Here is a 20,681-nt window from a genome sequence, read left to right as displayed (position 1 = left end):
TCAGTCCGGTTGCGCGCGGGCCGCCGTCAGGAACGCCAGCTGCGGCTCGCGCACGTGGGCGTGCAACGGCACCTCGGTGTACGCGTACTCGCGCCACAGCACCTGGTCGACCGCGGTCCCGTAGGCCCAGGCACGCCCGTAGAACTCGGCCGGGAAGACGACCGCGATCATCCGTTCGCACACCCACAGCCGGTCGATCAGCCCCAAGGCCGCCGCCCGCCACTCCGACGTCGCGGCCGCCTCCCAGTCCCGTGCGTCCTGCCGCTGCTCGGCCAGGCGTATCGCCTGCTGGGCCAGGTCGATGAACTCCCGCAGCAGCTCCAGCCGTTCCGTCCGCCGCGCCTCCGCCACGTCCGCCTCCCGGCGCATGGCCTCGCTCCGGCCGGCCTGCCGGCCCGCGGTGATCTGGGCCGGGAAGGAGAAGCCGCCCCCGAGCGCGACACCGAGCAATGACGTCCACACCTGCGCTTCCACGGCGCACACCCAACCCGAACCGCCGCCGGTCGGCGCAGGCCGTACGCTCCGTTCCGCGCGAAACGTGGACAACGCCCCCGGCACCGCTGCAGACTGCGGCCGTGCGATCACGAACCCTGGGCATGTGGTGGGGCACCGCCATGGAGGCACCGGATCCCGCCGCCCTCGCGGCGTTCTACGGCGAGCTGCTCGGGTGGCCCGTCGTGCACGAGGAACCGGGCACGTCCGTCGTCGCCGCGCCCGAGGGTCCGACCTACCTCGTGTTCCAGCAGGCCACCGACTACCGGGCCCCCACGTGGCCGCCCGCCGACGGCGACCAGCGGCCCATGATGCACTTCGACTTCCAGGTCGGCGACCTCGACACCGCCGTCGCCGACGCGGTCGCGCTCGGCGCCTCGCTCGCCGGCCGCCAACCCCAGGAGAACGTCCGCGTCCTCCTCGACCCGGCCGGTCACCCCTTCTGCCTCTGCCTGGACGAGGGTTAGGCCGTCAGGTGTCCGGTCCTCCCACGGTCGCCCAGGTGGCCCGGGGGAGTTCCGCTGACGAGGACGTTTGCAGGGGCGGCAGGATTCGAACCTGCGGCGTGCGGGTTTGGAGTCCGCTGCTCTGGCCGGGCTGAGCTACACCCCTTCGGTGGCTCCACCTTGACATGTGCGGCAGTGGGCGGGCCACGCAATTTCCTGGGTGACGAAGGCCGGTCAGACGCCCGGGTGTTCATAGCCGTCGTGGTTGCGCTGGGCGGACGCCACCCCCTCGACCCCATGGCCCTGGACACCGGCACGCTCGCCCTGTTCGTCGGCTTCGCCGCCGCCGTACAGGACCGCCTCGCCGCCGACGGCTTCGGCGACCTGCGCTGTTCCCACGGCTACTTGTTCCGGCACCTCGTCGGGGCGGAGCCGACGGTCGGCGCGCTCGCGGAGCGGCTGGGGATGACCCAGCAGGGCGCGTCCAAGGCCGCGGCCGAGCTCGAGCGCCTGGGGTACGCCGAGCGGAGCCCGCCCCGGGTGACGCGCGGGTCCGCCTCGTACGGCTGACCGGGCACGGGCGCGAGGCCGTCGCCGCGGCATGCCGCGCCCGGTCGGCACTGGAGGAACGCCTGCGTGAGCGCTGCGGGGCGGACCGGCCGGCGGAGGGGCGCGACCTGCTCGCCACCCTGTTGGACGAGCTCGGCGGCGGCGTGGGTGGAGAGCGGTCTGAGGGCCCGGCGATAGAGCCGTGCGGAGGTGCAGTGGTCGCTGGTTCGCTGTGCTTCGGTGCTGTACCGAGGCGTGTCAGAAAGCATCCCTCCACCACCGATGGGTGGGCCGGCCGTAGGTGTCCAGGTATTGCCGTTGGATGATCGACTGGTCCAACTGCTCGACGATGAGACGCAACTCGCGAGCCGTCTTGGAGGGAAGCGCAGACATCGCGCACTCCAGGACGTCCCGCTCATCAGCGGGCTCGGGACAGCAGTCAGGGTAGCCACAGCGATCGGCGAAGAGCGCAGGAAGCCGGCCCCGAGGGGCCTGCGCGACGCTCGACCAGCGTGAGAGAGCCTGCCCGATGAGCCCTGGACGCAGTCGCGTTCGTTCCAGTTGAATGATCTGTGCCTGGGCCGGCCCCGAGAGGCGACCGATCTTGGAGTAGCCGCCCATCCATGGGGCGAACACCCGGTTCTGCGCTCTTAGGCGCGATGGGCGCCTACGCGGCATGACCCTTTCGGTTGATCCTCATGCACGCAGTCTCTCACCACTCCGGGGCGAGCGGCATGGGATGAGGCTCCGATCCCGTGAATCACCGGTCGTCTCTGCCGCCCACATTCAGGAACCAGACGCTTCGATGGATCAGCACCCACGACCGGCATCATGCCGCACGAACATCACGTCACGTGAGACAACCTCTAAGCCTTGATTGGTACGGCCGACCTGGCGGCCTGCTCGATCTTCGCGCGGTAGGCTGCACGGGCTTCCTCGTCGATCTGCTTCTCGAGTTCGGCGCGCAACCCGGTCCGGCCGTCGAGGCCCTCGCGCAGGATATCCGCGTGCCCGGCATGCCGGATGGACTCGGCGAGGACATGGGCCATGATGGCGAACAGGTTCGTGTTGGGATAAGGCTCCGGCCACCACGGCACGTGGCCGGGGGCGTCGAGGGGAAGCTCGTTGATCGTCGCGTCCGAGTGTTCCCACGTGCGCCGGTAGAACCCGATGATCTGATCGCGGGTCTCGTCCTCGGTCGCCCACAGATCGCTGCCGTTGGAGTCCTGCCACTGGGGCAGCGGTTCCGGGGAAGGGCGGTCGAAGACCTCGCCGAAGTACCTGGCCTCGACGGTGGCCACGTGTTTGACCAGGCCGAGGAGGTTGGTCCCGGTCGCTGTCAAAGGTCGGCGGGCGTCGTATTCGGACAAGCCGTCGAGTTTCCAGAGCAGCGCCTTGCGGTCCCGCCGCAGTCTCCCGTGCAGGTTGTCTTTCGCGAATTCATCGATCATGCGGCATGAGCCTGCCATGGGCTGCTCGTGGTCTCAAGATCCCGTACGTGGTCCGCAAGGACTGGCAGAGCCGAAGCCTGGCCATGGCTGCCCTGACCTGATAGAAGAAGCTCGCGAAACTCGCCACGTGAGACAACCTCTTGGCCTCGGTCGAGCTCAGCAACAAGTGCCTCAAGGATCCCGACGAATTCCGCGGCCGGGATCTCGACAGCGAAGACCTTTCCCACGTGCTCGGGATGCTCGCCTGGGTGCTCCTCACGCCAAGACTGCGACGTGATCACCAGCTTGTCCTCGTCACGGAAGAGGAAGGCTCGCAAGTTGTCGGCCGTAGGCCCCCCCCCACCGGCCGGCGGCCCAAAGATCCACTCGGCGCAGTGCCGAGTCGGAGGGGTCGCCGATCTCCACAGCGAACCTGAGCTTGTCCCCCACAAGTACTGTCACCGGCGCACCTTCGCAGACTCGTCGCGTCAAGCATGACGATTTGTGGCAGCGAGCGGTTCCAGCAGCCGAGCTGATCCGGGGCCGTTCGTGGCCGCTGATGTCATCGTTGGATGTCAGCGGAACAGTGGACCGTAAGCTTCCCGCGGCTCGGTTGGTCTCTGGATCTACCCGCTCACGATCATGAACATTGAGAGCGGCAAGCCAATGAGCCCGCCGATGGCGAAGAGGCCACCGATGAGCCGTAGAAACCATGCAGGCGCCGCTGTTGCCCGTTGCTGCGATTCCGGCCGGCCCTCCAGGCCGGTCACAACCAAGTCGTGCAAGCGAGCGGACCACTTCCTCGTCGCCAGCAGGCCGCCGCCGACGATGGCGAGCAAGCTCCAGACGAGCAGAAATGGGCCCGGCCCGGGCCCCGTCCGGCTCGCGATGGTCATCACCCGTGCATCCTCACCTTTCCCACAGAGCACCTCGGGCAGGCGCAAACGTCGCTGGAAGGAGAGCCACTTCACTGCCCGGTTCGGGTCCAGGACGACAGCCCCTTGGTCCCCGGACACGTCGCGGATCTGCTGAAGGGTCCACCCCGGGGGTAGCTGCGTGTCCGCCACCCAACGATGATCTCACCCGCCGAGCGTCGGTCGTCGCTGAGGGACGCCGAGGCGAGGCGAGTGACGGAGTTCTCTAGATGGCCAGGAGTGCGGCGAGCACCACAGCCGCGGTTGCGGAGAAGATCCGCGGTTTCCTCCAGCCAGGTCCGGAAGCCTGGCGGGTCAGCTCCCAGACGGCGACCAGAACGCCACCCAGGCCCAGCGCGCTCCTCACAAGGAAGACGACGGCGTGCACGGCTCCTCCAGCGGCGTCGAACGGACGGGCAGGCTACCTCCTGTGGTGGTCGCGCGATTCCCCGGGCCTCAGTACGGAAGACGACGTACGCCGCGTCGTGGCCTGGATGGCTTGGCCGCGGCTTTGACCAGTGGCAACACCCCCCTGTGGAGTCATGCTCAAAGCTCACGGCGGCCCCGTTGACCCTGGTGCACCGCGCGGGGCGGGCTGCGCGTGCATAGGGTGGGTGGCGCTGGGGCGGCCGGGGCGACGGGAGGCTGGGATGAGCGCACAGGGCACGGACGCGTACACCGACGGCAACGCGCTGGCCGGGCCGCTCCGGGAGATCTTCGCGGTGGACATGACGGCTGCCGAGGGCCGCTGCGTGGGCTGCGGGCGGAGCGGGCCGGTGGCCACACTGCGGGTGTACGACCACTCCCCCGGGCTGGTGGCCCGCTGTCCCGGGTGCGACACCGTGATCCTGAGGTTGGTGCGCGGGCCGTCCGCCGCGTGGCTGGACCTGCGGGGCTCGGTGAGCATGCGCATCCCGCTCCCCGAGTGACGTCGCCGGGCCCGCAACCGGCCCGGTCGACCGCCGCACGGGTCTTGGCTCTTCGTGCCGTATGCCCAACACTGTGCCGATGACGACGCGAGCGGAGTGGGAGACCCTGCTGGACCGGCTGGCCGTCGACGAGCTGATCAGTGGCTACGCGGCGGCCGTCGACGACGGCGACTGGACGGCGTACGTCGCGCTCTTCGCCCCGGACGGCCGGGCCGATTACTCGTCCGCGGGCGGCATCGCCGGACCCGCCACCGAGGTCGCCGACTGGCTCGCCTCGACGATGCGCCTGTTCCCCGTGCGCCAGCACCTGGTCGTCAACCGCCGGATCGCCCTCGACCCGCCGTCCGCCGTGGCGCACGCCGACTACGTCAACCCCATGCGGCTCGGCGAAGCGGGGGCGGGCCCGACCGCCCCCAACTTCGTGTGCGGCGGCCGCTACACCTTCGGTCTGCGGCACACCGGGACGGGCTGGCGGATCGCGGAGGTGCTCGTCCGGGAGAAGTGGCGCTCCTGAGGCGGGGGGCCGGAGCGGGCGGAGGGCGTACGAGCGGGCAGGGCCACGGACGCGGGTGTATCCAAGAGTCATGGATGTTGCACGACGCCTGGAACAGTGGGGGCGGTCGTGGCGGCCCGGGCATCTGCTGGTGGCCGCCATGCTCACGCTGATCCTGATGGTCACCGTCGTGGACATCATGTCACCGCCCGACGTCCATCTGGGGCCGTTCCTGGTCGCCGCCCCCGCGATCACCGCTTCGTTCGCGGGGGCCAGGACGACCGCGGTCGTCGGCGGCGTCGCGGTGGTCGCGCAGGTCCTCGTGGCGGCGGTGCGCACGACGCCCCTGGACCTCAACCACTCGGCGCAGATCGCCACCCTGGCCCTGATGTCGGTGCTGGCAACCTTCTTCGCCCATCTGCGCGTGAAGCACGAGCAGCAGGTGACCCGGCTGCGCTCGGTGGCGGAGACCGCGCAGCGGGTGCTGCTGCGGCCCATCCCCCGGCGCATCGGGCCGCTGCGCATCGCCTCGGTCTACCTCGCCGCGGAGGCGGAGGCACAGATCGGAGGGGACCTGTACGCGGCCGTGCGCACGGACACCGGGACCCGGGTGATCGTGGGGGACGTCCGCGGCAAGGGCATGGAGGCGGTGAACGAGGCCGCCCTGACCCTGGGCGCCTTCCGCGCCGTGGCGCACCGCCAGGCGGAATTGCCGGCGCTGGTCCTGTGGCTGGAACAGGCGATCTCCTCCGACCTCACCGACCCCGCTGCGGAGGCCGGGCCGGCCGAGGACGAGGCGGAGTCCTTCGTCACCGCGGTCGTCGCCGACATCCCGGACGACGAGCCGGTGGTCCACCTCGTCACCTGCGGTCATCCCCCGCCGCTGCGGCTCCGCGAAGGCCGGGTGACCCCGCTCGACATGCCGGCGCCCGCGCCGCCGCTGGGGCTGACGCAGTTCGCCGGCGGGGAGCCCTCGGTGCGCACGTTCGCCTTCGAGCCGGGCGACACCCTTCTGCTGTACACCGACGGGGTCGTCGAGGCGCGCGACGTGGCCGGGGCGTTCTACCCGCTGACCGGGCGGCTCGCGGGGCAGCCGGCCGGTGATCCCGAGGCGCTGGTGGAACGGCTGTGCACGGACCTGCTGGCCTACGCGGGCGGCTGCCTCGGCGACGACGCGGCCGTGCTGGCGATCAGCCGGTCGCCGGCCCTGGTGGCGGCGACGGGGCGCGCGGGCGGTCGCCCGCCCTCGGCACCGCCGCCTCCCCAGCAGGCGGCGCCCCCGGGGTGAACGCCCTTGACCGCCGCGGAGAGCCGCGGTCACCCGGCATTCCGGGGGGCGCTCGGGGTATCCGGTCTGTGACACGGGGAGACCACGACCGGAACAGACCAGAAGAGGGGGGAAGTCCGTGGCTCGGTTGGCGTTGCGCGGGCGTTCGTCGGAGGCAAGGCAAGAGGGGCGGCGGTCACCACTGGCCTCGCTGGCCCGGTGGGCGGCGATGGCGCTGGCGTTCGTGGCGATGGTCGCGTTCGGGGCGGTGCTGGCCCGCGCGACGCTGGTGCCGTCGTACGCCTCGGAGGGTCTCGCGCACGCGAACATGCACCCCGGCGCCTCGCTGCGCCAGTACTACGAGCGGTACACGGTGGCGGGCGCCGTACGGCAGGTCGGTGGGAACGTGCTGCTGGGCATGCCCTTCGGCGTTCTGCTCCCGGTGCTGGCACCGAAGGCGCGCGGGGCGCTGCGCGTGGTGGTGACGACGGGCCTGGTGATGATCCTCGTGGAGCTGGCGCAGGGCGCGGTGGTGCAGGGCCGCGCTTTCGACATCGATGACGTGATCATGAACACCACCGGTGCCCTGCTGGGCTACCTGCTCTTCGGGCGTCGCCTCGGCCGGGCCGTGCACGCCGTCCGCCCTGCGGCCCCCGCCCAGGCCGCGGCCCCGGCGGCGAAGCCCGCGGGCGGTACGAGGACGTCGAGGATCACGAAGGCGTTCGGGACGCGCGGGAGCGGCACGGCCGGGAAGTCGGAGAAGTCCGGGAAGTCCGGCAAAACGGCGAAGGCCGGCAAGGGCGCCAAGGCCGCGCAGGCGGCGCCCCGCAAGTCGTTCCTGTCCTTCGGGACGGTGCGCCGCAAGGCCGCCCGGCGCTCCTGAACGGGGCCCGGGCACCCACCCGGGCCACCTGGCGCTCCGCCGCTGGTACGTCCCTGACCAGCGGCGGAGCCGCATGGAGTTCGTCACATCGGGGCCGGAAAGGCTTTCCCCCGAGCACGACCCTTTGTTACACAGAGTGGATTCATCCCCGATTGCCCCGGGAGCGAGCGACATGAACGACGACGACATCCCGGACCGCCTCCACGCGTTCGAGCTGGACTTCACCGACCACGAGACCCGCCGCCGGGCCGAGGTCCTCGCCGCCCTCGGCGACGACTGGGACCCGGTCGCCGTGCTGCGCGAGGAGGATGCGGCGTACCGGCTGCTCTACTCCGGCCTCGACGACGAGCAGGAGGCGGTGTACCGCACGCTCGTGGCGGCGGGCGTGCTGCCGCCCCGTGAGGGGTCCGGGGAGGACGACGGTGCTGCTTCCGATTGATCCCACGGCCGACCCCGGCCGCCGGGCGTGGGTCCCCTGCCCGCGCTGCGAGGACCACCGGGAGTGCTCCACCTGCGCCGCGGGCCGCAACTGCCCCGACCACTGGCGCTACTTGCTGTCGAACAAGGGGCCCGTGGTGCATCTGCAGTGTCCCGGCTGCACCCACATGTGGGCCTGGGACTCCGGTTTCGGCGCGCACCACCGCAACGGGGCCTGAACGCCGCGCGGCCGGGCCCTCCCCGGCAGGCGGCGGCCCGGCTGGTGTGCGAGGCTCGGGGTGTGGGCTGCCCCCGTCCGCGGGGAGCAACCGCGGACCCCTCAGGGAGGCGATCATGGAAACCGATGCCCTGACGGCCGGCACCCTGCGAGCACTGCGCGCGACCAGGCCGTATCCGGCGGTGTCGCTGACCATGCCGACGCACCGGCGCGAACCGGACAACGCCCAGGACGCCGTACGGCTGCGCAATCTGCTCGCCGAGGCCGAGCGCCGGATCGAGCACGATCCGGAGGCGTCCCGCCGGTCGCGGATGGCCATCAAGACGCAGCTGAAGGCCGCCGCCGCCGAAGTGGACCTGCGCTACTCGCTGGACGGGCTCGTCATGTACGCCACGGAACGGGACCACCAGATCTGGACGCTGCCCCGGGCCGTCCCCGAGCGCGTGGTGCTCAGCGACAGCTTCCTGACCCGCAACCTGGTCGCCGCGAAGGCCAGGGCCCTCCCGTACTGGGTGCTCACGGTGGCGGCCGACCGGGCGACCTTGTGGAGCGGCAGCGGCCAGTCGCTGCACCCCCAGGACGCGCAGGGCTTCCCCATGGAGCCGGACCCCGTGCAGTGGGACCCCGAGCGGCAGGAGCAGGTCGGGGACCACCCGAGCACCTTCCGGGACGAGGAGACGCGGCGCTTCCTGCGGTCCGTCGACGGCGCCCTGGCCTCCCTCCTGGCCGCCGACGGCCGGCCGCTGTACCTGGTGGGCCTGCCGGACGCGGTCGCCCTGCTCAAGGAGGTCGGCACCGCAGCGGACGCCGCGGTGGCCGTCGTGCACAAGGGCGGCCTGGCCAACGGCCCCGCGCAGACGCTGCTTCAGGAACTCGCCCCGGCGCAGAAGGAGTTCGCCGAGCGGGAGACGGAACGGACCGGCCGCAGGCTGGTGGACGCCCGCAGTCGCAGGACCTTCGCGGCCGGGCTGGACGAGGTGTGGGAGTCCGTGTGCGAGGGCCGCGCCGAACTCGTCGTGGTCGAGGAGGACTTCCAGCGCACGGTGCGCCTGAGCGACGGTCACCTCACCCCGGTGGACGGTGACGGCCCGGAGGCGGGCGGCTTCGAGGACGGCATCCGCGAGGACATCGTGGACGAGTTGGTGGAGGCGGCGCTCGACAAGGGTGCCGAGGTCCGCTTCGTGGCGCCGGACAGCCTCGCCGAGCACGACCGGATCGCGGCGGTGCTGCGCTACTGAGCCCCGGCCGGGACGTCACCCGGGGCCGCTGTCGGCGGCGCGGCCCCGGTGACCCCGTGTCAGGCGTGTCAGGGTGTCAGGGGATCGGTGAGCGGTCAGGACGCCTCGACGGCGGCCTTGATCCGCTGCCCGAACGCCGAGGCGTCCTTGCGTGCGGCACTCAGGGCCAGGCCGACCAGCAGCTTCCCGAGACCGTGCCCCTCCAGGTGGTTGAAGATCCGCACCCGGGTGGTGGTCTCGGAGACCGGCTGCAGGTCGTAACCGCCCTCGGCGGTGACCAGGTTCTTCGACTGCTCGGTCCAGCGGATCCGGTTGGGCGGGTCGAACTCGGTGATCCGGAACTCCCGGTGGGACTTCATCCCGGCGTCCTTCACGATGCTGGTGAACACCGTGCCGACCGCCGTCGGGGCGTCGGGCGTACGCAGGATCTCCTGCACCCGGGGGCTGAACTTGGGGTCGTTGCGCCCGTCGGCGAGGAAGGCGAAGACCTCCGCCACGGGACGGTCGACCTCGACGACCGCCTCGAATTGACCGCCCATGTCACTCCTTGATGGCTCGTTGGATCGCCGGCTCCGCCGACCCGGCCACGATAGAGCGCCTCGCCACCCCGGGCACGTCCGCGCGTTCCGGATCGTCGCCGCGCGCGGTGAGCGCTGCGGCTCCCCCGCACGTATGGAAGGCCGGGTCCCCTCTCGGGACCCGCGGCAGTCAATGCCGGTGACCTGCAGGTACGGAAGCGGATGTAGGGGGCACGTTGAGGCGCACACGGCGTCAGGTGCAGCGCGCGCTGCGGCTCGTGGCCGTCGCGGGAGTGGTCTGCGGCGGAGTGATGATGTCGCAGGCATTCGGGGCGGCCCCCGACGGCACGCGGACCGGGAGCGGCAGCCAGGTGCTGGACGCCCCGGACGGCGCGCAGGGCGGGCAGGGCGGGCAGGGCGCGGCGGACGCCGCGGGCCTGGCCAGAGACCTGGCGGCGCGCCTCGGCGACGCCCGGACCGGCGGGAGCTGGGTGGACGCCGAGGGCCTCCCGGTGGTCGCCGTGACGGACCAGGACACCGCGGCCGAGGTCGCCAGGGCGGGCGCCCGGGCAGAGGTCGTCCGCTACAGCATGCGCGACCTGAAGGACGCGGCCGGCGAACTGCGCGAGGCCCCCCGCGTACCCGGAACCGCCTGGTCGGTCGACCCGGTCTCCAACGAGGTCCTGGTGCTGGCCGACAGCACGGTCTCCGCCGACGAGTGGGCGCGCCTGCAGTCCGTCGCGGACGGCATCGGCGGGCAGGTCCGCATGGAGCGCACCGGGGCCGACTTCACGACCAGGACCGCGGGGGCCGCGCCGATCCTGACCCGGGGCAGCCGCTGTTCCGCGGGCTTCAACGTCACCAACGGGACGACCGACTTCATCCTGACGGCCGGTCACTGCGGCCCGCCGGGCACCGCCTGGTTCGCCGACAACCAGGGGACCAGGCCCGTCGGCACCACCGTCTCGACCTCCTTCCCCGGCGGCGACTTCTCGCTCGTGCAGTACCAGAACGACGGCTCGGACCACAGCAGCGTCGTCGGGGTCGGCGCGGGCCGCGTGGTCCGGATCACCGGCGCGGCCGACCCGTTCGTGGGGCAGGAGGTCTTCCGCAGCGGCAGCACCTCGGGGCTGCACTCCGGTCAGGTGACCGGCCTGAACGCGACGGTCAACTACCCCGAGGGGACGGTCAGCGGTCTCATACAGACCTCCGTGTGCGCCGAGCCCGGCGACAGCGGCGGCCCGTTGTTCGCGCAGGGCTTCGCACTCGGGATCACCTCGGGCGGCAGCGGCGACTGCACGGCGGGCGGCATCACCTTCTTCCAGCCGGTGAGCTCGGCAATGGCGGCGCTCGGCGTGAGCCTGCCGCGCGCCACGGACAGCGGTGACGCCCCGGCGCCGGCCGCCGGTGGCGACGCGCCGGGCGCGGCGCCGGCCGCCTCCGCCGGTGCGCCCACCCGTGAGGCGGGCGGGGGCACGGGGGGCGGCTCCGGCGGCACAGGCGGCTCCGGCAACGGTCAGGGCGCGCAGCAGGCGGCCCCGGGGGCCCCCGCCGCCCCGACGGCCCCGGGTGGCGCGCCGGTCTACCCGGGGACCGCGAGCGATCAGACGTCGCTGGGCGCGATCGGCAGCGGGGGCGGCATCGGCCCCGGTCTGCTGATCGTCGCCGTCAGCTGCCTCGCGTTCCTGGCCACGCGGTGGATCCGTCCCGCCGCGGGAGCCGGCCGAGGCTACGGCTCCGGACGCTGGGACTGACCGGCCACCGCGAGCGGGCCGGGGCGGAGGATCATGGAGGTATGACCACTTCACCTCGCGCCCGCGCCTTCGACCGGGCTGCCGGACGGTACGCCGCGAACCGCCCCTCGTACCCGCCGGCCCTCCTCGACGCCGTGGAGGAGCTGGCGGGCCACCGGCTGCGCGGTGCCCTGGTCGCCGACGTGGGTGCGGGGACGGGCATCGCCACCGCGCTGCTGCACGACCGCGGCGCCCGGGTGGTGGCCGTGGAGCCGGGCGGCGGCATGGCCGCGGAGCTGCGCCGCAACCTGCCGGACGTCGCTCTCGTGCGCGGGGACGGCGACCGGTTGCCACTGGCCTCCGGCGCCTTCGACTTCGTGACGTACGCGCAGGCCTGGCACTGGACCGATCCGCGGGGGTCGGTGCCGGAGGCGCTGCGGGTGCTGCGGCCGGGCGGCGCGTTCGCGCTGTGGCGCAACGACCCCGACATGTCGGTGCCGTGGATCGCCGCCGAGCAGGAGCGGCTGGGCGGCTTCTTCGGAAAACTGTCCCATCCCCGCTCGGGGCGGCTGCCGGACGGGCCGGGTTTCGCCGAGCACCGGCTGCCCTGGTCCCGGCGGGTGCCCGTCGAGGTGCATCTGGCGAACCTCGGTACCCAGTCGGCCTTCCTGGTGCTCGGCGAGGAACGCGCCGACGCCTTCCTCGCCGCCGAACGGGAGCGCCTGCTGCGGCACTTCGCGGACGGCGTGGTCGAGGAGCACTACGTCGTGACCTTGGTCCTCGCGATCCGCTGACGCCCGGCCCGGCCGGCCCCGGACGCCCCGGGCCGCCCGCGGTTGATCAGGACGACGCCCGCGATGCCGATCGCCCCGCCCGTCAGTTCGGTGGGCCGGGGGGTCTCGCCGAGCCACACGAAGGCGACGAGGAGGGCCACCGGCGGTACGAGGTACAGGGCCGCCGTGGAGGTCGCGAGGCTGAGCCGGGCGACCGCGTACCCCCAGATCACGAAGCCCAGCGCGGACGGCAGCAGGCCGAGGTAGACCGCCGAGGCGAGGGCGGAGCCGGGCGCGTGGGCCGCCGCCCGCACGGTGCCGGGGGCGAGCGGCAGCAGCATCAGGGTGCCGGCCCACATGGCGTAGCACGCGACCTCCAGCCCGGTGTGGCGGCGCAGCAGCGGTTTGGTGGCGGCGTGGTAGACGCCCTGGACGACGGCGGCGCCGAGGACGACGAGCGCACCCGCGGTGAAGTGCGCGCCGCCGCGGGCGAGGGCGATGACGGCGGCCCCGCCGATCGCCACGAGGCTGCCCGCGACGACGGTGCGGGTCAGCGGTTCGCTGAGGAAGGCCGTCGCGAGGAGCACGCTGAAGGTGGGGGCGATGCCGACCAGCAGGCTGGCGGTGCCCGCGGGGACGTGGACCTCGCCCCAGTTGAGCAGCAGTTGGTACGCGGCCATGCCGGTCAGGCCGCACAACGCGATGAGCGGGAGGTCGCGCCGCCGCGGCCGGCGGACGCCGAGCAGGGGTGCGGCCACGGCGAGCGCGGCGGACGCCACGGCCAGCCGCAGGATGGACAGGCCGGCGACCCCCAGCCCCTCCAGGCCGACGCGGATGGCGGGGAACGCCGAGGCCCACAGCACGACGGTGCCGGCAAGGGCGAGGACGCGGGGCGAGGGGGCGGGAGGCTTCACGTGTCCCACTGTCCCGACTAGGATGGAAAAGGTCCAGTTACTCTTTCTTTCGTAAACGAGAAGGTGAGCTTTATGCTCGACGTCCGCCGGCTGAGCCTGCTGCGGGCCTTCTCGGTGCACGGCACGGTCGCCGCCACCGCCGAGGCGCTGCATCTGACCGGCCCCGCCGTCTCCCAGCAACTCGCCGCGCTGGAGCGGGAGACCGGGGTCCCGGTCCTGGAGAAGCGGGGCCGCACGCTGCGGCTGACCCCGGCCGGGCGGCTGCTGGTGGAGCACGCGGAGGTGATCCTCGGCGATCTCGCCTCCGCCGAGGCAGCGTTGGACAGGCTCCGCGGGGGCGCCGGCGGCCCCGTCCGCGTCGCCGCCTTCCCGTCCGCGGCGCGCACCCTGCTGCCGGAGGTGTGGCGGCTGCTCGCCGACGGCGATGCCGGCGGCGGTGAGGGTGCGGGCGCGAGTGCCGGGGCGGGTGCCGGCGCCCTTGCTCCGACCAGGCTCAGGATCGCCGAGCACGAACCCGGCGCGGCGGTGGAGCTGCTGCGGCGCCGCGAGGCCGACATCGCCGTCGTCCACGCGTACAGCCTGCTGCCGCGCGAGGTGCCCGCCGGCTGCGAGCAGCACCATCTGATGGAGGACCCGGTGCTGCTCGCCGTTCCTCCCGCGCTCGCCGCCGAACACGGCCTGGCCCCGGGCGAGGCCCTCGACCTGGCGCTCCTCGCCGGGCAGGATTGGCTCATGCCCGGGCCGGACACCTCCTGCCACGAACTGACCCGGCGGGCCTGCGGCGCGGCCGGATTCGTGCCCCGGCCGGTCGCACTGGCCAGTGACTTCTCGGTCCTCACCGCCCTCGTGGCGGCCGGTGCGGGTGTGGCGCTCGTCCCGCGGCTGGCACTGCCCGCCGCCCTGGACGGCGTCAGCCTGCACCCGCCCGCGCACCCGGTGACCCGTACGGTCTCGGCGCTGCTGGCCGCCGGCACCGCGGGGCAGCCGCCGTTGCGCCGCGTGCTGGAGTGTCTGGTGGCCGCGGCGGGGCGCCACGCCTAGCGTGGGCGGAGCGGCACCGGGGGACCGCCCGGCACAGGAACCGAGGGAGCACGCATGAAGAGCGCAGATCTGCTCGCCGACGCCTTCGGCAGGATCCAGGAAACCGTGCACGAGGCCGTCGACGGCATGCCCCTGGACGCCCTGCACGCGCGGCCCGACGAGGGGGCGAACTCGATCGCCTGGTTGATCTGGCACCTGACGCGCATTCAGGACGACCACGTGGCCGGCGTCGCGGGCACCGAGCAGCTGTGGACCACCGGCGGCTGGGCCGACCGCTTCGGCCTGCCCTTCGCGCCGTACGACACCGGCTACGGCCACCGCCCCAAGGACGTCGCCGCGCTGCGCGTTGAGTCGGGCGAGCTGCTGACCGGCTATCACGACGCGGTGTACGAGCACACCCTGGGCTACCTGCGGACGCTGCGCGAGACGGACTTCCCGCGCGTCGTCGACACCAGCTGGGATCCGCCGGTGACGCTCGCGGTACGGCTGGTCAGCGTGGTGTCGGACGACCTGCAGCACGCCGGGCAGGCCGCGTTCCTGCGCGGCTGCGTGGAACGCGGCGCGCTCTAGGTCGTGTCGTCACATGAGCTCCCCCAGCTACCGCTGGGAGGTGCCCCCACCGCCCGGAGGGCGGGCCCCGCGGCTCCCCCAGCTCCGCTGGGAGGTGCCCCCAGGTGCGGTGCATCGCAAGGCGGAGAGTCGTCCTCGTAGTGGGCTACTCGGACGATTCGACAACTCCCCCGGGCCGAAGGCTGGGGGAGTGCCGTGCCTGGGGGCACCTCCCAGCGTCAGCTGGGGGAGCGTCGCGGGGTGGGGGCACCCCCGGCCGAAGGTTGGGGGAGGGCATGTGACGACACGGCCTAGCGGCGGTCAGGCGCCCGGTCCGGCGTCGGCGCGGTCGTACTGCAGCAGCACGACCCCGTTGCCGAAGGTCTGCGTCCCGGCGAGCCGGAGGGCGGTGAGCGTGTCGGAGTCGGGGAAGACCGACCTGCCGCGGCCCAGCACGACCGGGTGGACGTAGATCCGGTACTCGTCGACCAGTCCCAGCCGCAGGAACGAGGCGGCGAGGTCGGCACCGCCGAGCATCAGGTCGCCGCCCGGCCGCGCCTTGAGCTCCATGACCTCCTCGGCGACGACGTCGCGCACGATCGTGGCGTTCCAGTCGGCCCGCTCCAGGGTCCGCGAGTACACGACCTTCGGCATGTCGCGCCAGATCCCGGCGAACTCGGCGACGGCGGGGCTGCTCTCCGGATCCGCGTCGGCCGTGGGCCAGTAGGCGGCCATGAGCTCGTGTGTGACGCGGCCGCTCAGGAAGCCGCCCATCGTCTTCAGCCGCTCGTTCATGTGGAGGTGCAGTTCCTCGTCCACGCGGTGCCAGTCGATCTCACGGCCGGGTCCCTCGAAGTAGCCGTCGAGGGACACCGCCATCTGCAGGATGATCTTTCGCACGGGGGTCCTCCCCTGGGTTGCCAACGACCCACCGGACGATACGCCCCCGTGGCCGCCGGGGACGCCCTTCACGGGCGCGCGCCGGCGGTGCCGGAGGTGGTCCCCGCAGGTTCCTCGACGGCGCTGAGCGGGACGGCCAGGGACTCCAGGCTGCGCCGCTCGGCGCGTACGCCGATGGCCGCCTCGACCAGGCCCGCAAGGGTCATCAGGGCCGCGCCGAGGCAGAAGGCGAGGGTGGTGTCGCCGGGCTCGCCGCTGCCGACCAGGCCGTTGAAGAGCAGGGGGCCGGTGATGCCGCCGAGGGCGGTGCCGACGGCGTAGAAGAAGGCGATGCACAGCGCCCGGGTCTCCAGTGGGAAGATCTCGCTGACCGTCAGGTAGGCCGCGCTGGCGCCCGCGGAAGCGAGGAACAGCACCGCGGTCCAGCAGGCCGTCATGGTGACCGCGCTGAGGGCGCCCTGCTGGAACAGCCAGGCGGTGCCGAACAGGAGCAGGCCGGAGCCGACGTAGCTGCCGGTGATCATCGGCTTGCGGCCCACGGAGTCGAAGAGGTGACCGAGCAACAGCGGGCCGAGGAAGTTGCCGACCGCGATGACGGCGAAGTAGTAGCCGGTGTCGCCGTTCGGCACGTCGAAGAAGGTCGTGAGGATGACCGCGTAGCCGAAGGTGACGGCGTTGTAGAGGAAGGCCTGGCCCGAGAAGAGCGCGAGGCCGAGCAGGGTGCGGCGCGGGTACTCGCGGGTGACGGTGCGGGCGATGGTGAGGAAGCCCAGTTCGCCGCGCGGGCGGATGAGGATGCTCTCGCCCGGCTCCGGCAGGGGCTTGCCGCTCTCCTCTGCCACCGTGCGCTCGACGTCGGCGACCAGGCGCTCGGCCTCCTCCGCCCGGCCGTGGGTGAACAACCAGCGCGGGCTCTCCGGCACGTGACGGCGCACCAGCAGGATGACCAGCCCCAGGACGACGCCGATGCCGAAGGCGAGCCGCCAGCCGACGTCGCCGGCGAACAGCGAGGTGTCCAGCAGGGCGATGGACGCGAACGCGCCCACGGCGGCGCCGATCCAGAAGCTGCCGTTGATGATCAGGTCGATCCGGCCGCGCACCCGGGCCGGGATCAGCTCGTCGATCGCCGAGTTGATGGCGGCGTACTCGCCGCCGATGCCGAAGCCGGTGAAGAAGCGGCACAGGATGAAGAACCAGGCGGTCCACGACACAGCGGTGACCGCCGTGGCCGCGAGGTAGACGGCCAGGGTCACCATGAACAGCTTCTTGCGGCCGAGCCGGTCGGTCAGCCTGCCGAAGAACAGCGCGCCCAGGCAGGCCCCCGCGACGTACACCGCGGCCGCCAGCGTGGTGACCTGGGCGGTGCTGATGTCGATGCCGCTGCCCTGCTCGGCGAGCCGGCCCGCCATGTTGCCGACGATGGTGACCTCGAGGCCGTCGAGGATCCACACGGTGCCCAGGCCGATGACGATGCGCCAGTGCCAGCGGGTCCACGGCAACCGGTCCAGCCGGGCCGGCACATCGGTCCGCAACGCTCCCGGCGGGTCGGCGTGAGCCGTCGACGCTGGCATGGCCACCTCCGTGAACGAGCCGTTCTGTCCGGAAGCGCGCCTTCCCCCACCGGGGGCGTTCATGCTGCGGGCGGTCAGCCGTAGAAGTTGCGCTCCCAGCGGTGCCGGGCGAGGACCGCGAGTTGTTCCGGCGTCAGGGGGCGGCCGTCGCTCAGCGCGGTGTTGCGCTCGACGTTGCGCACCGACCGCATGCCGGGGATGACGGTGGAGACCGCGGGGGCGCTCAGCACGAACCGCAGGGCGGTCTCCGCCAAGTCGTCGGGGTCGATGCCGAGGTCGGCGACGATGGCGTCCACGCGCCGCTCCACCTGCGCGGGGCGGTCGTCACGGAAGTAGCGGTTGCGGAAGTCCCCTTCGGGGAAGGTGGTCCCGGCGGTGATCCGGCCGGTCAGGCCGCCCTCGTCGAGGGCCACCCGGACGATGACGCCGACCCCGTGCTCCTGGCAGGCGGGGAGCAGCGCGTCCGCCGGTGCCTGGTCGAAGACGTTGTAGATCACCTGCACCGTGTCCACGACCCCGCTGCGGACCAGGGCGAGGGCGTTGTCCGGCTCGTGGTCGTTGACCGACACCCCGAAGAGCCGGATCTTGCCCTCCTTCTTCAGGTCGGCGACGGTCTCCGCCCAGTCCCCGCGGCCGACCCACTCGTCGCTCCAGACGTGGAACTGGAGCACGTCGAAGTGGTCGAGCCCGGCGGCCCGCAGGCTGGTCTCGAGGCTCTCGCGGATGTGGTCGCCGGGGAACGCCTCCGCCGGGTCCACGCCGTCGGGGGCGGGCCACAGGCGGTTCTTCGGCGGGACCTTGGTGGCCACGAGGATCTCGTCACCGGCCCGGGCGCGGTCGCGGACTACGCGTCCGACGATGCGCTCGCTCTCGCCGTAGCCGCGTGCGGTGTCGATGAGGTTCACCCCGAGGTCGACGGCCCGGTTCAGGGCGCGCAGGGACTCGTCCTCGGTCGCGCCCACCCACGCGGACGCGCCGATCCCCCAGGCTCCGTAGCCGATCTCCGACACCCGCAGCCCGCTGCGTCCCAGGTCCCGGTAGCGCACAGTCGTCCTCCACTCGGTGCCGTCACCCGCGGAGCGGTCTCCGCAGCCACGACGATAGGCGACCGGCCCGCACAAGGTCATCAGGGTTCCTTCGCGGCGCCGTCGGCGGTGACCGCGCGCATACCCCAACGGGGCCCGGGGCGCGGCGCATTCGGCGATTCCGGGCGTTCGGACCACCGGCGGGTCCTAGCGTGGTCGGCCCAGTACGGATGACGGGGGGAGAACAGGGGGACCGCTGTGCCGAACCCGTCCGGCGGAGGACCGCCGCGGCGCCGCATGGTCGAGCCGACGCGTGTCATCACCGCGCGGGAGACGCCCGGAGGGCCGGACGAGCCGTGGGAGGAGTCCCTCGGCCTGTTCCGCCCCGCCGGCGGTGCCGCCCCGCCCCGGGACGGCGGTCCTGACACCCAGCCGCTGCCCCGCACCGGGCCGCCCCCGCGACGGGCCGCGGACCTCCGGGCCGGCACCCGCACGGCACCGCCCCGGCGCTCCCCCCGCACCCCGCGCGCGCTGCGCGTCGCGCTGCTCACCGGCACCGGCGGCGCCGCCGGATTCGCGCTCGCCCTCGCCCTGTTCTCCCCCGGCGTCCTCCACCCCGGTACGCCGCAGGGCGCCGCCCCCGCCTCCCCCTCCGCACCCGGCGCGCCCACGGCCGCCGGTCCCGGCTCGCCCGGTGCGGGCGCGATCGGCGGGGTGCTCCGGCAGGGCGACACCGGACCGGCCGTCAGCGAGCTCCAGGCCCGGCTGCTGCGGATCCCGGATGTCTACGCGGACGGTGCCGTCGACGGCCGCTTCGACGGGCGCCTCGCCGCGGCCGTCGCCCGTTTCCAGGTCTGGTACGGCGTCCGCGGCGACGAGAGCGGCGAGTACGGCGACGCCACGCGCCGCGACCTGGAGTCCCGTACGTCGTTCGCCTCGGGCTGAACCCGCCGCCGCGCGGGCCCACCGGGCGGCCCGTTCGCGACAGGTGAGGAGGCCGAACGCCTTATAGATTGGTTGCGTGGCCCTGCCGGACACGGGGGACGACGAGCACGCCGTGGCGACACCGCAGATCGACTACGCGGCGCTGTTCGCGGCGACCCCGAGCCCGTACCTGGTACTGAACGCGGCGCTGGTGATCGTGGGCGTCAACCAGGCGTACCTGGCGGCGACCAAACGCACCCGGGACGACCTGATCGGCCAGTACATCTTCGACGCGTTCCCCGACAACCCGGACGACCCGCTGGCCGACGGGGTGCGCAACCTCAGCGCCTCCCTGCAGCGGGCCCTGACCTGCCGCGAGCCCGACACGATGGCGCTGCAGAAGTACGACATCCCGGTGATGACCGATCCCGGGAGGTTCGAGGAGCGCTGGTGGAGCCCGATCAACACCCCCGTCCTCGGGCCGGACGGCAACGTCGCATGGATCATCCACCGGGTGGAGGACGTGACCTCGTTCGTCCAGGCCCGCCGCCACCGGCACGGGCTGCAGGGCTCGGACCTGAGCGAGCGCGAGCAGGCGATGGAGGCCGAGCTCTACGCGCGGGCCCGGGAGCTGCAGCGCCTCAACGACCAGTTGCGCGAGGCCCACGCCCGCGAACGGCAGGTCGCCCTCACGCTGCAGGAGGCCATGCTCCACTCGCCGGACCTGAACCAGCACGAGGACATCGCGGTGCGCTACCTGCCGGCCGCCGGCTCGCTGAACGTGTGCGGCGACTGGTACGACGTGGTCAACCTCTCGGCGAACTGCTACGCGGTGGCGGTCGGCGACGTCGTGGGCCACGGCCTGGAGGCCGCCAGCGTCATGGGGATGCTGCGCAGCGCGCTGAGCGCGGCCATGCGCACCGTCGACGGTCCCGCCAAGGCACTTGAGGTCGTCGGCCTGTACGCACGCTGCGTCGAGGGTGCCGTGGCCACCACCGCCGTCAGCGCGCTGATCGACAAGGAGCGGCAGACGATCAGCTACAGCAGCGCCGGGCATCCGCCGCCCGTGCTGCTCCACGGCGACGGCACCTGCGAGCTGCTGGACCAGGCCACAGACCCGCCCCTGGGTGCCCGCCCCGCCCACGTCGCCCGACCGCAGGCGTCTTTGTCGTACCGCCCGGGGGACACGCTGGTGCTCTACACCGACGGCCTGATCGAGCGCCGCAGGGAGGACATCTACACGGGCCTGGCCCGGCTGACCTCCGCGCTCGCCGATACGCCCGGGCTCGGCGCCGAGCGGCTCGCGGACGCCCTGCTGGCGCGGCTCGGCGTTACCGGAGGCGCGGCCGACGACATCGCGCTGGTCACCCTGCGCCTGTGAGGCGCGGGCGGGGCCGGACCGCGCGGTGGCCGGGGGGTCCGGCCCGGCCTACCGTG

General features: G+C 72.9%; 23 protein-coding genes and 1 tRNA gene. 15 read left to right on the top strand and 9 right to left on the bottom strand.

Features of this window, described 5'->3' with window-relative positions:
- A complete protein-coding gene (locus OG937_41185; GenBank protein WUD77671.1) occupies positions 1-474 on the bottom strand; it encodes a hypothetical protein in 474 nt (157 codons plus the stop codon).
- 122 nt (positions 475-596) lie between these two features.
- On the opposite strand from OG937_41185, the gene OG937_41180 reads away from it, so the two are divergent.
- Positions 597-959, top strand: a complete 363-nt coding sequence (locus OG937_41180) for a VOC family protein (GenBank protein WUD79040.1) — start codon at positions 597-599, stop codon at positions 957-959.
- A gap of 70 nt (positions 960-1,029) precedes the next feature.
- Here the strand turns inward: OG937_41180 and OG937_41175 are convergent.
- A tRNA-Trp gene (locus OG937_41175) sits at positions 1,030-1,104 on the bottom strand.
- A gap of 95 nt (positions 1,105-1,199) precedes the next feature.
- On the opposite strand from OG937_41175, the gene OG937_41170 reads away from it, so the two are divergent.
- Positions 1,200-1,508: a MarR family transcriptional regulator gene (locus tag OG937_41170; protein WUD77670.1), complete on the top strand. Its 309-nt coding sequence runs from the start codon at positions 1,200-1,202 to the stop codon at positions 1,506-1,508.
- A gap of 845 nt (positions 1,509-2,353) precedes the next feature.
- Here OG937_41170 and OG937_41165 read toward each other — a convergent pair.
- The gene (locus tag OG937_41165) at positions 2,354-2,938 is read right to left on the bottom strand and encodes a DinB family protein (protein ID WUD77669.1); all 585 of its coding nucleotides are present in this window, start codon (positions 2,936-2,938) and stop codon (positions 2,354-2,356) included.
- A gap of 605 nt (positions 2,939-3,543) precedes the next feature.
- The gene (locus tag OG937_41160; protein WUD77668.1) at positions 3,544-3,984 is read right to left on the bottom strand and encodes a hypothetical protein; all 441 of its coding nucleotides are present in this window, start codon (positions 3,982-3,984) and stop codon (positions 3,544-3,546) included.
- 497 nt (positions 3,985-4,481) lie between these two features.
- On the opposite strand from OG937_41160, the gene OG937_41155 reads away from it, so the two are divergent.
- From OG937_41155 to OG937_41125, 7 genes are all read left to right on the top strand, one after another.
- Positions 4,482-4,760, top strand: a complete 279-nt coding sequence (locus tag OG937_41155) for a DUF6510 family protein (protein WUD77667.1) — start codon at positions 4,482-4,484, stop codon at positions 4,758-4,760.
- A gap of 79 nt (positions 4,761-4,839) precedes the next feature.
- Positions 4,840-5,274 carry a nuclear transport factor 2 family protein gene (locus tag OG937_41150; GenBank protein WUD77666.1) on the top strand — a complete coding sequence of 145 codons (435 nt, stop codon included), beginning with the start codon at positions 4,840-4,842 and terminating at the stop codon, positions 5,272-5,274.
- 70 nt (positions 5,275-5,344) lie between these two features.
- A complete protein-coding gene (locus OG937_41145) occupies positions 5,345-6,541 on the top strand; it encodes a serine/threonine-protein phosphatase (GenBank protein ID WUD77665.1) in 1,197 nt (398 codons plus the stop codon).
- A gap of 208 nt (positions 6,542-6,749) precedes the next feature.
- Positions 6,750-7,403 (top strand): VanZ family protein, encoded by a 654-nt coding sequence (locus OG937_41140; GenBank protein WUD77664.1) that lies wholly within the window; start codon positions 6,750-6,752, stop codon positions 7,401-7,403.
- Positions 7,404-7,575: 172 nt separating this feature from the next.
- The gene (locus OG937_41135) at positions 7,576-7,842 is read left to right on the top strand and encodes a DUF6400 family protein (GenBank protein WUD77663.1); all 267 of its coding nucleotides are present in this window, start codon (positions 7,576-7,578) and stop codon (positions 7,840-7,842) included.
- Positions 7,829-8,059, top strand: coding sequence for a phage terminase large subunit family protein (locus OG937_41130; protein WUD79039.1), 231 nt, complete (start codon positions 7,829-7,831; stop codon positions 8,057-8,059). Before OG937_41135 ends, OG937_41130 begins: the two co-directional genes overlap by 14 nt.
- A gap of 115 nt (positions 8,060-8,174) precedes the next feature.
- Positions 8,175-9,296, top strand: a complete 1,122-nt coding sequence (locus tag OG937_41125; protein WUD77662.1) for a chemotaxis protein — start codon at positions 8,175-8,177, stop codon at positions 9,294-9,296.
- Positions 9,297-9,391: 95 nt separating this feature from the next.
- On the opposite strand, the gene OG937_41120 is transcribed toward OG937_41125, so the two are convergent.
- Entirely contained in the window at positions 9,392-9,835 is a 444-nt protein-coding gene (locus tag OG937_41120; protein WUD77661.1) for an SRPBCC family protein, read from the bottom strand.
- Positions 9,836-10,050: 215 nt separating this feature from the next.
- Between OG937_41120 and OG937_41115 the strand changes: the two genes are divergently transcribed.
- On the top strand, positions 10,051-11,568 hold the full coding sequence (locus OG937_41115) for a S1 family peptidase (GenBank protein WUD77660.1): 1,518 nt from the start codon (positions 10,051-10,053) through the stop codon (positions 11,566-11,568).
- Between the two features lie 41 nt (positions 11,569-11,609).
- Positions 11,610-12,341: a class I SAM-dependent methyltransferase gene (locus OG937_41110; protein WUD77659.1), complete on the top strand. Its 732-nt coding sequence runs from the start codon at positions 11,610-11,612 to the stop codon at positions 12,339-12,341.
- Here OG937_41110 and OG937_41105 read toward each other — a convergent pair.
- Complete coding sequence (locus OG937_41105; GenBank protein WUD77658.1) at positions 12,308-13,234, bottom strand: DMT family transporter; 927 nt, start codon at positions 13,232-13,234, stop codon at positions 12,308-12,310. The genes OG937_41110 and OG937_41105 overlap by 34 nt on opposite strands.
- Positions 13,235-13,306: 72 nt before the next feature.
- On the opposite strand from OG937_41105, the gene OG937_41100 reads away from it, so the two are divergent.
- Positions 13,307-14,275, top strand: coding sequence for a LysR substrate-binding domain-containing protein (locus OG937_41100; GenBank protein ID WUD77657.1), 969 nt, complete (start codon positions 13,307-13,309; stop codon positions 14,273-14,275).
- A 54-nt stretch (positions 14,276-14,329) separates the two neighbouring features.
- Positions 14,330-14,845 carry a DinB family protein gene (locus OG937_41095; protein ID WUD77656.1) on the top strand — a complete coding sequence of 172 codons (516 nt, stop codon included), beginning with the start codon at positions 14,330-14,332 and terminating at the stop codon, positions 14,843-14,845.
- A gap of 300 nt (positions 14,846-15,145) precedes the next feature.
- Here the strand turns inward: OG937_41095 and OG937_41090 are convergent, their stop codons facing one another.
- The 3 genes from OG937_41090 to OG937_41080 all read right to left on the bottom strand — a co-directional run bounded on the left by OG937_41090 (position 15,146) and on the right by OG937_41080 (position 18,341).
- On the bottom strand, positions 15,146-15,724 hold the full coding sequence (locus tag OG937_41090) for a dihydrofolate reductase family protein (protein WUD77655.1): 579 nt from the start codon (positions 15,722-15,724) through the stop codon (positions 15,146-15,148).
- 68 nt (positions 15,725-15,792) lie between these two features.
- The gene (locus OG937_41085) at positions 15,793-17,295 is read right to left on the bottom strand and encodes an MFS transporter (GenBank protein ID WUD77654.1); all 1,503 of its coding nucleotides are present in this window, start codon (positions 17,293-17,295) and stop codon (positions 15,793-15,795) included.
- A gap of 74 nt (positions 17,296-17,369) precedes the next feature.
- Positions 17,370-18,341: an aldo/keto reductase gene (locus tag OG937_41080; protein ID WUD77653.1), complete on the bottom strand. Its 972-nt coding sequence runs from the start codon at positions 18,339-18,341 to the stop codon at positions 17,370-17,372.
- Positions 18,342-18,617: 276 nt separating this feature from the next.
- On the opposite strand from OG937_41080, the gene OG937_41075 reads away from it, so the two are divergent.
- Both OG937_41075 and OG937_41070 read left to right on the top strand, forming a co-directional pair.
- The gene (locus tag OG937_41075) at positions 18,618-19,265 is read left to right on the top strand and encodes a peptidoglycan-binding protein (GenBank protein WUD77652.1); all 648 of its coding nucleotides are present in this window, start codon (positions 18,618-18,620) and stop codon (positions 19,263-19,265) included.
- A gap of 76 nt (positions 19,266-19,341) precedes the next feature.
- A complete protein-coding gene (locus OG937_41070; protein ID WUD77651.1) occupies positions 19,342-20,625 on the top strand; it encodes a SpoIIE family protein phosphatase in 1,284 nt (427 codons plus the stop codon).
- Positions 20,626-20,681: the final 56 nt, after the last annotated feature.

Source organism: Streptomyces sp. NBC_00510 (assembly GCA_036013505.1).
Lineage (GTDB): Bacteria > Actinomycetota > Actinomycetes > Streptomycetales > Streptomycetaceae > Actinacidiphila.
The sequence above is the reverse complement of the archived record's forward strand: the minus strand, read 5'-3'. Positions and strand labels throughout refer to the sequence as shown.

Coding starts and splice junctions, on each gene's coding strand:
- OG937_41075 (WUD77652.1), top strand. CDS start 18,618: ATGGTCGAGCCGACGCGTGTCATCACCGCGCGGGAGACGCCCGGAGGG.
- OG937_41120 (WUD77661.1), bottom strand. CDS start 9,835: ATGGGCGGTCAATTCGAGGCGGTCGTCGAGGTCGACCGTCCCGTGGCG.
- OG937_41140 (WUD77664.1), top strand. CDS start 6,750: ATGGCGCTGGCGTTCGTGGCGATGGTCGCGTTCGGGGCGGTGCTGGCC.
- OG937_41095 (WUD77656.1), top strand. CDS start 14,330: ATGAAGAGCGCAGATCTGCTCGCCGACGCCTTCGGCAGGATCCAGGAA.
- OG937_41145 (WUD77665.1), top strand. CDS start 5,345: ATGGATGTTGCACGACGCCTGGAACAGTGGGGGCGGTCGTGGCGGCCC.
- OG937_41155 (WUD77667.1), top strand. CDS start 4,482: ATGAGCGCACAGGGCACGGACGCGTACACCGACGGCAACGCGCTGGCC.
- OG937_41110 (WUD77659.1), top strand. CDS start 11,610: ATGACCACTTCACCTCGCGCCCGCGCCTTCGACCGGGCTGCCGGACGG.
- OG937_41180 (WUD79040.1), top strand. CDS start 597: ATGTGGTGGGGCACCGCCATGGAGGCACCGGATCCCGCCGCCCTCGCG.
- OG937_41085 (WUD77654.1), bottom strand. CDS start 17,295: ATGCCAGCGTCGACGGCTCACGCCGACCCGCCGGGAGCGTTGCGGACC.
- OG937_41125 (WUD77662.1), top strand. CDS start 8,175: ATGGAAACCGATGCCCTGACGGCCGGCACCCTGCGAGCACTGCGCGCG.
- OG937_41135 (WUD77663.1), top strand. CDS start 7,576: ATGAACGACGACGACATCCCGGACCGCCTCCACGCGTTCGAGCTGGAC.
- OG937_41150 (WUD77666.1), top strand. CDS start 4,840: ATGACGACGCGAGCGGAGTGGGAGACCCTGCTGGACCGGCTGGCCGTC.
- OG937_41100 (WUD77657.1), top strand. CDS start 13,307: ATGCTCGACGTCCGCCGGCTGAGCCTGCTGCGGGCCTTCTCGGTGCAC.
- OG937_41165 (WUD77669.1), bottom strand. CDS start 2,938: ATGATCGATGAATTCGCGAAAGACAACCTGCACGGGAGACTGCGGCGG.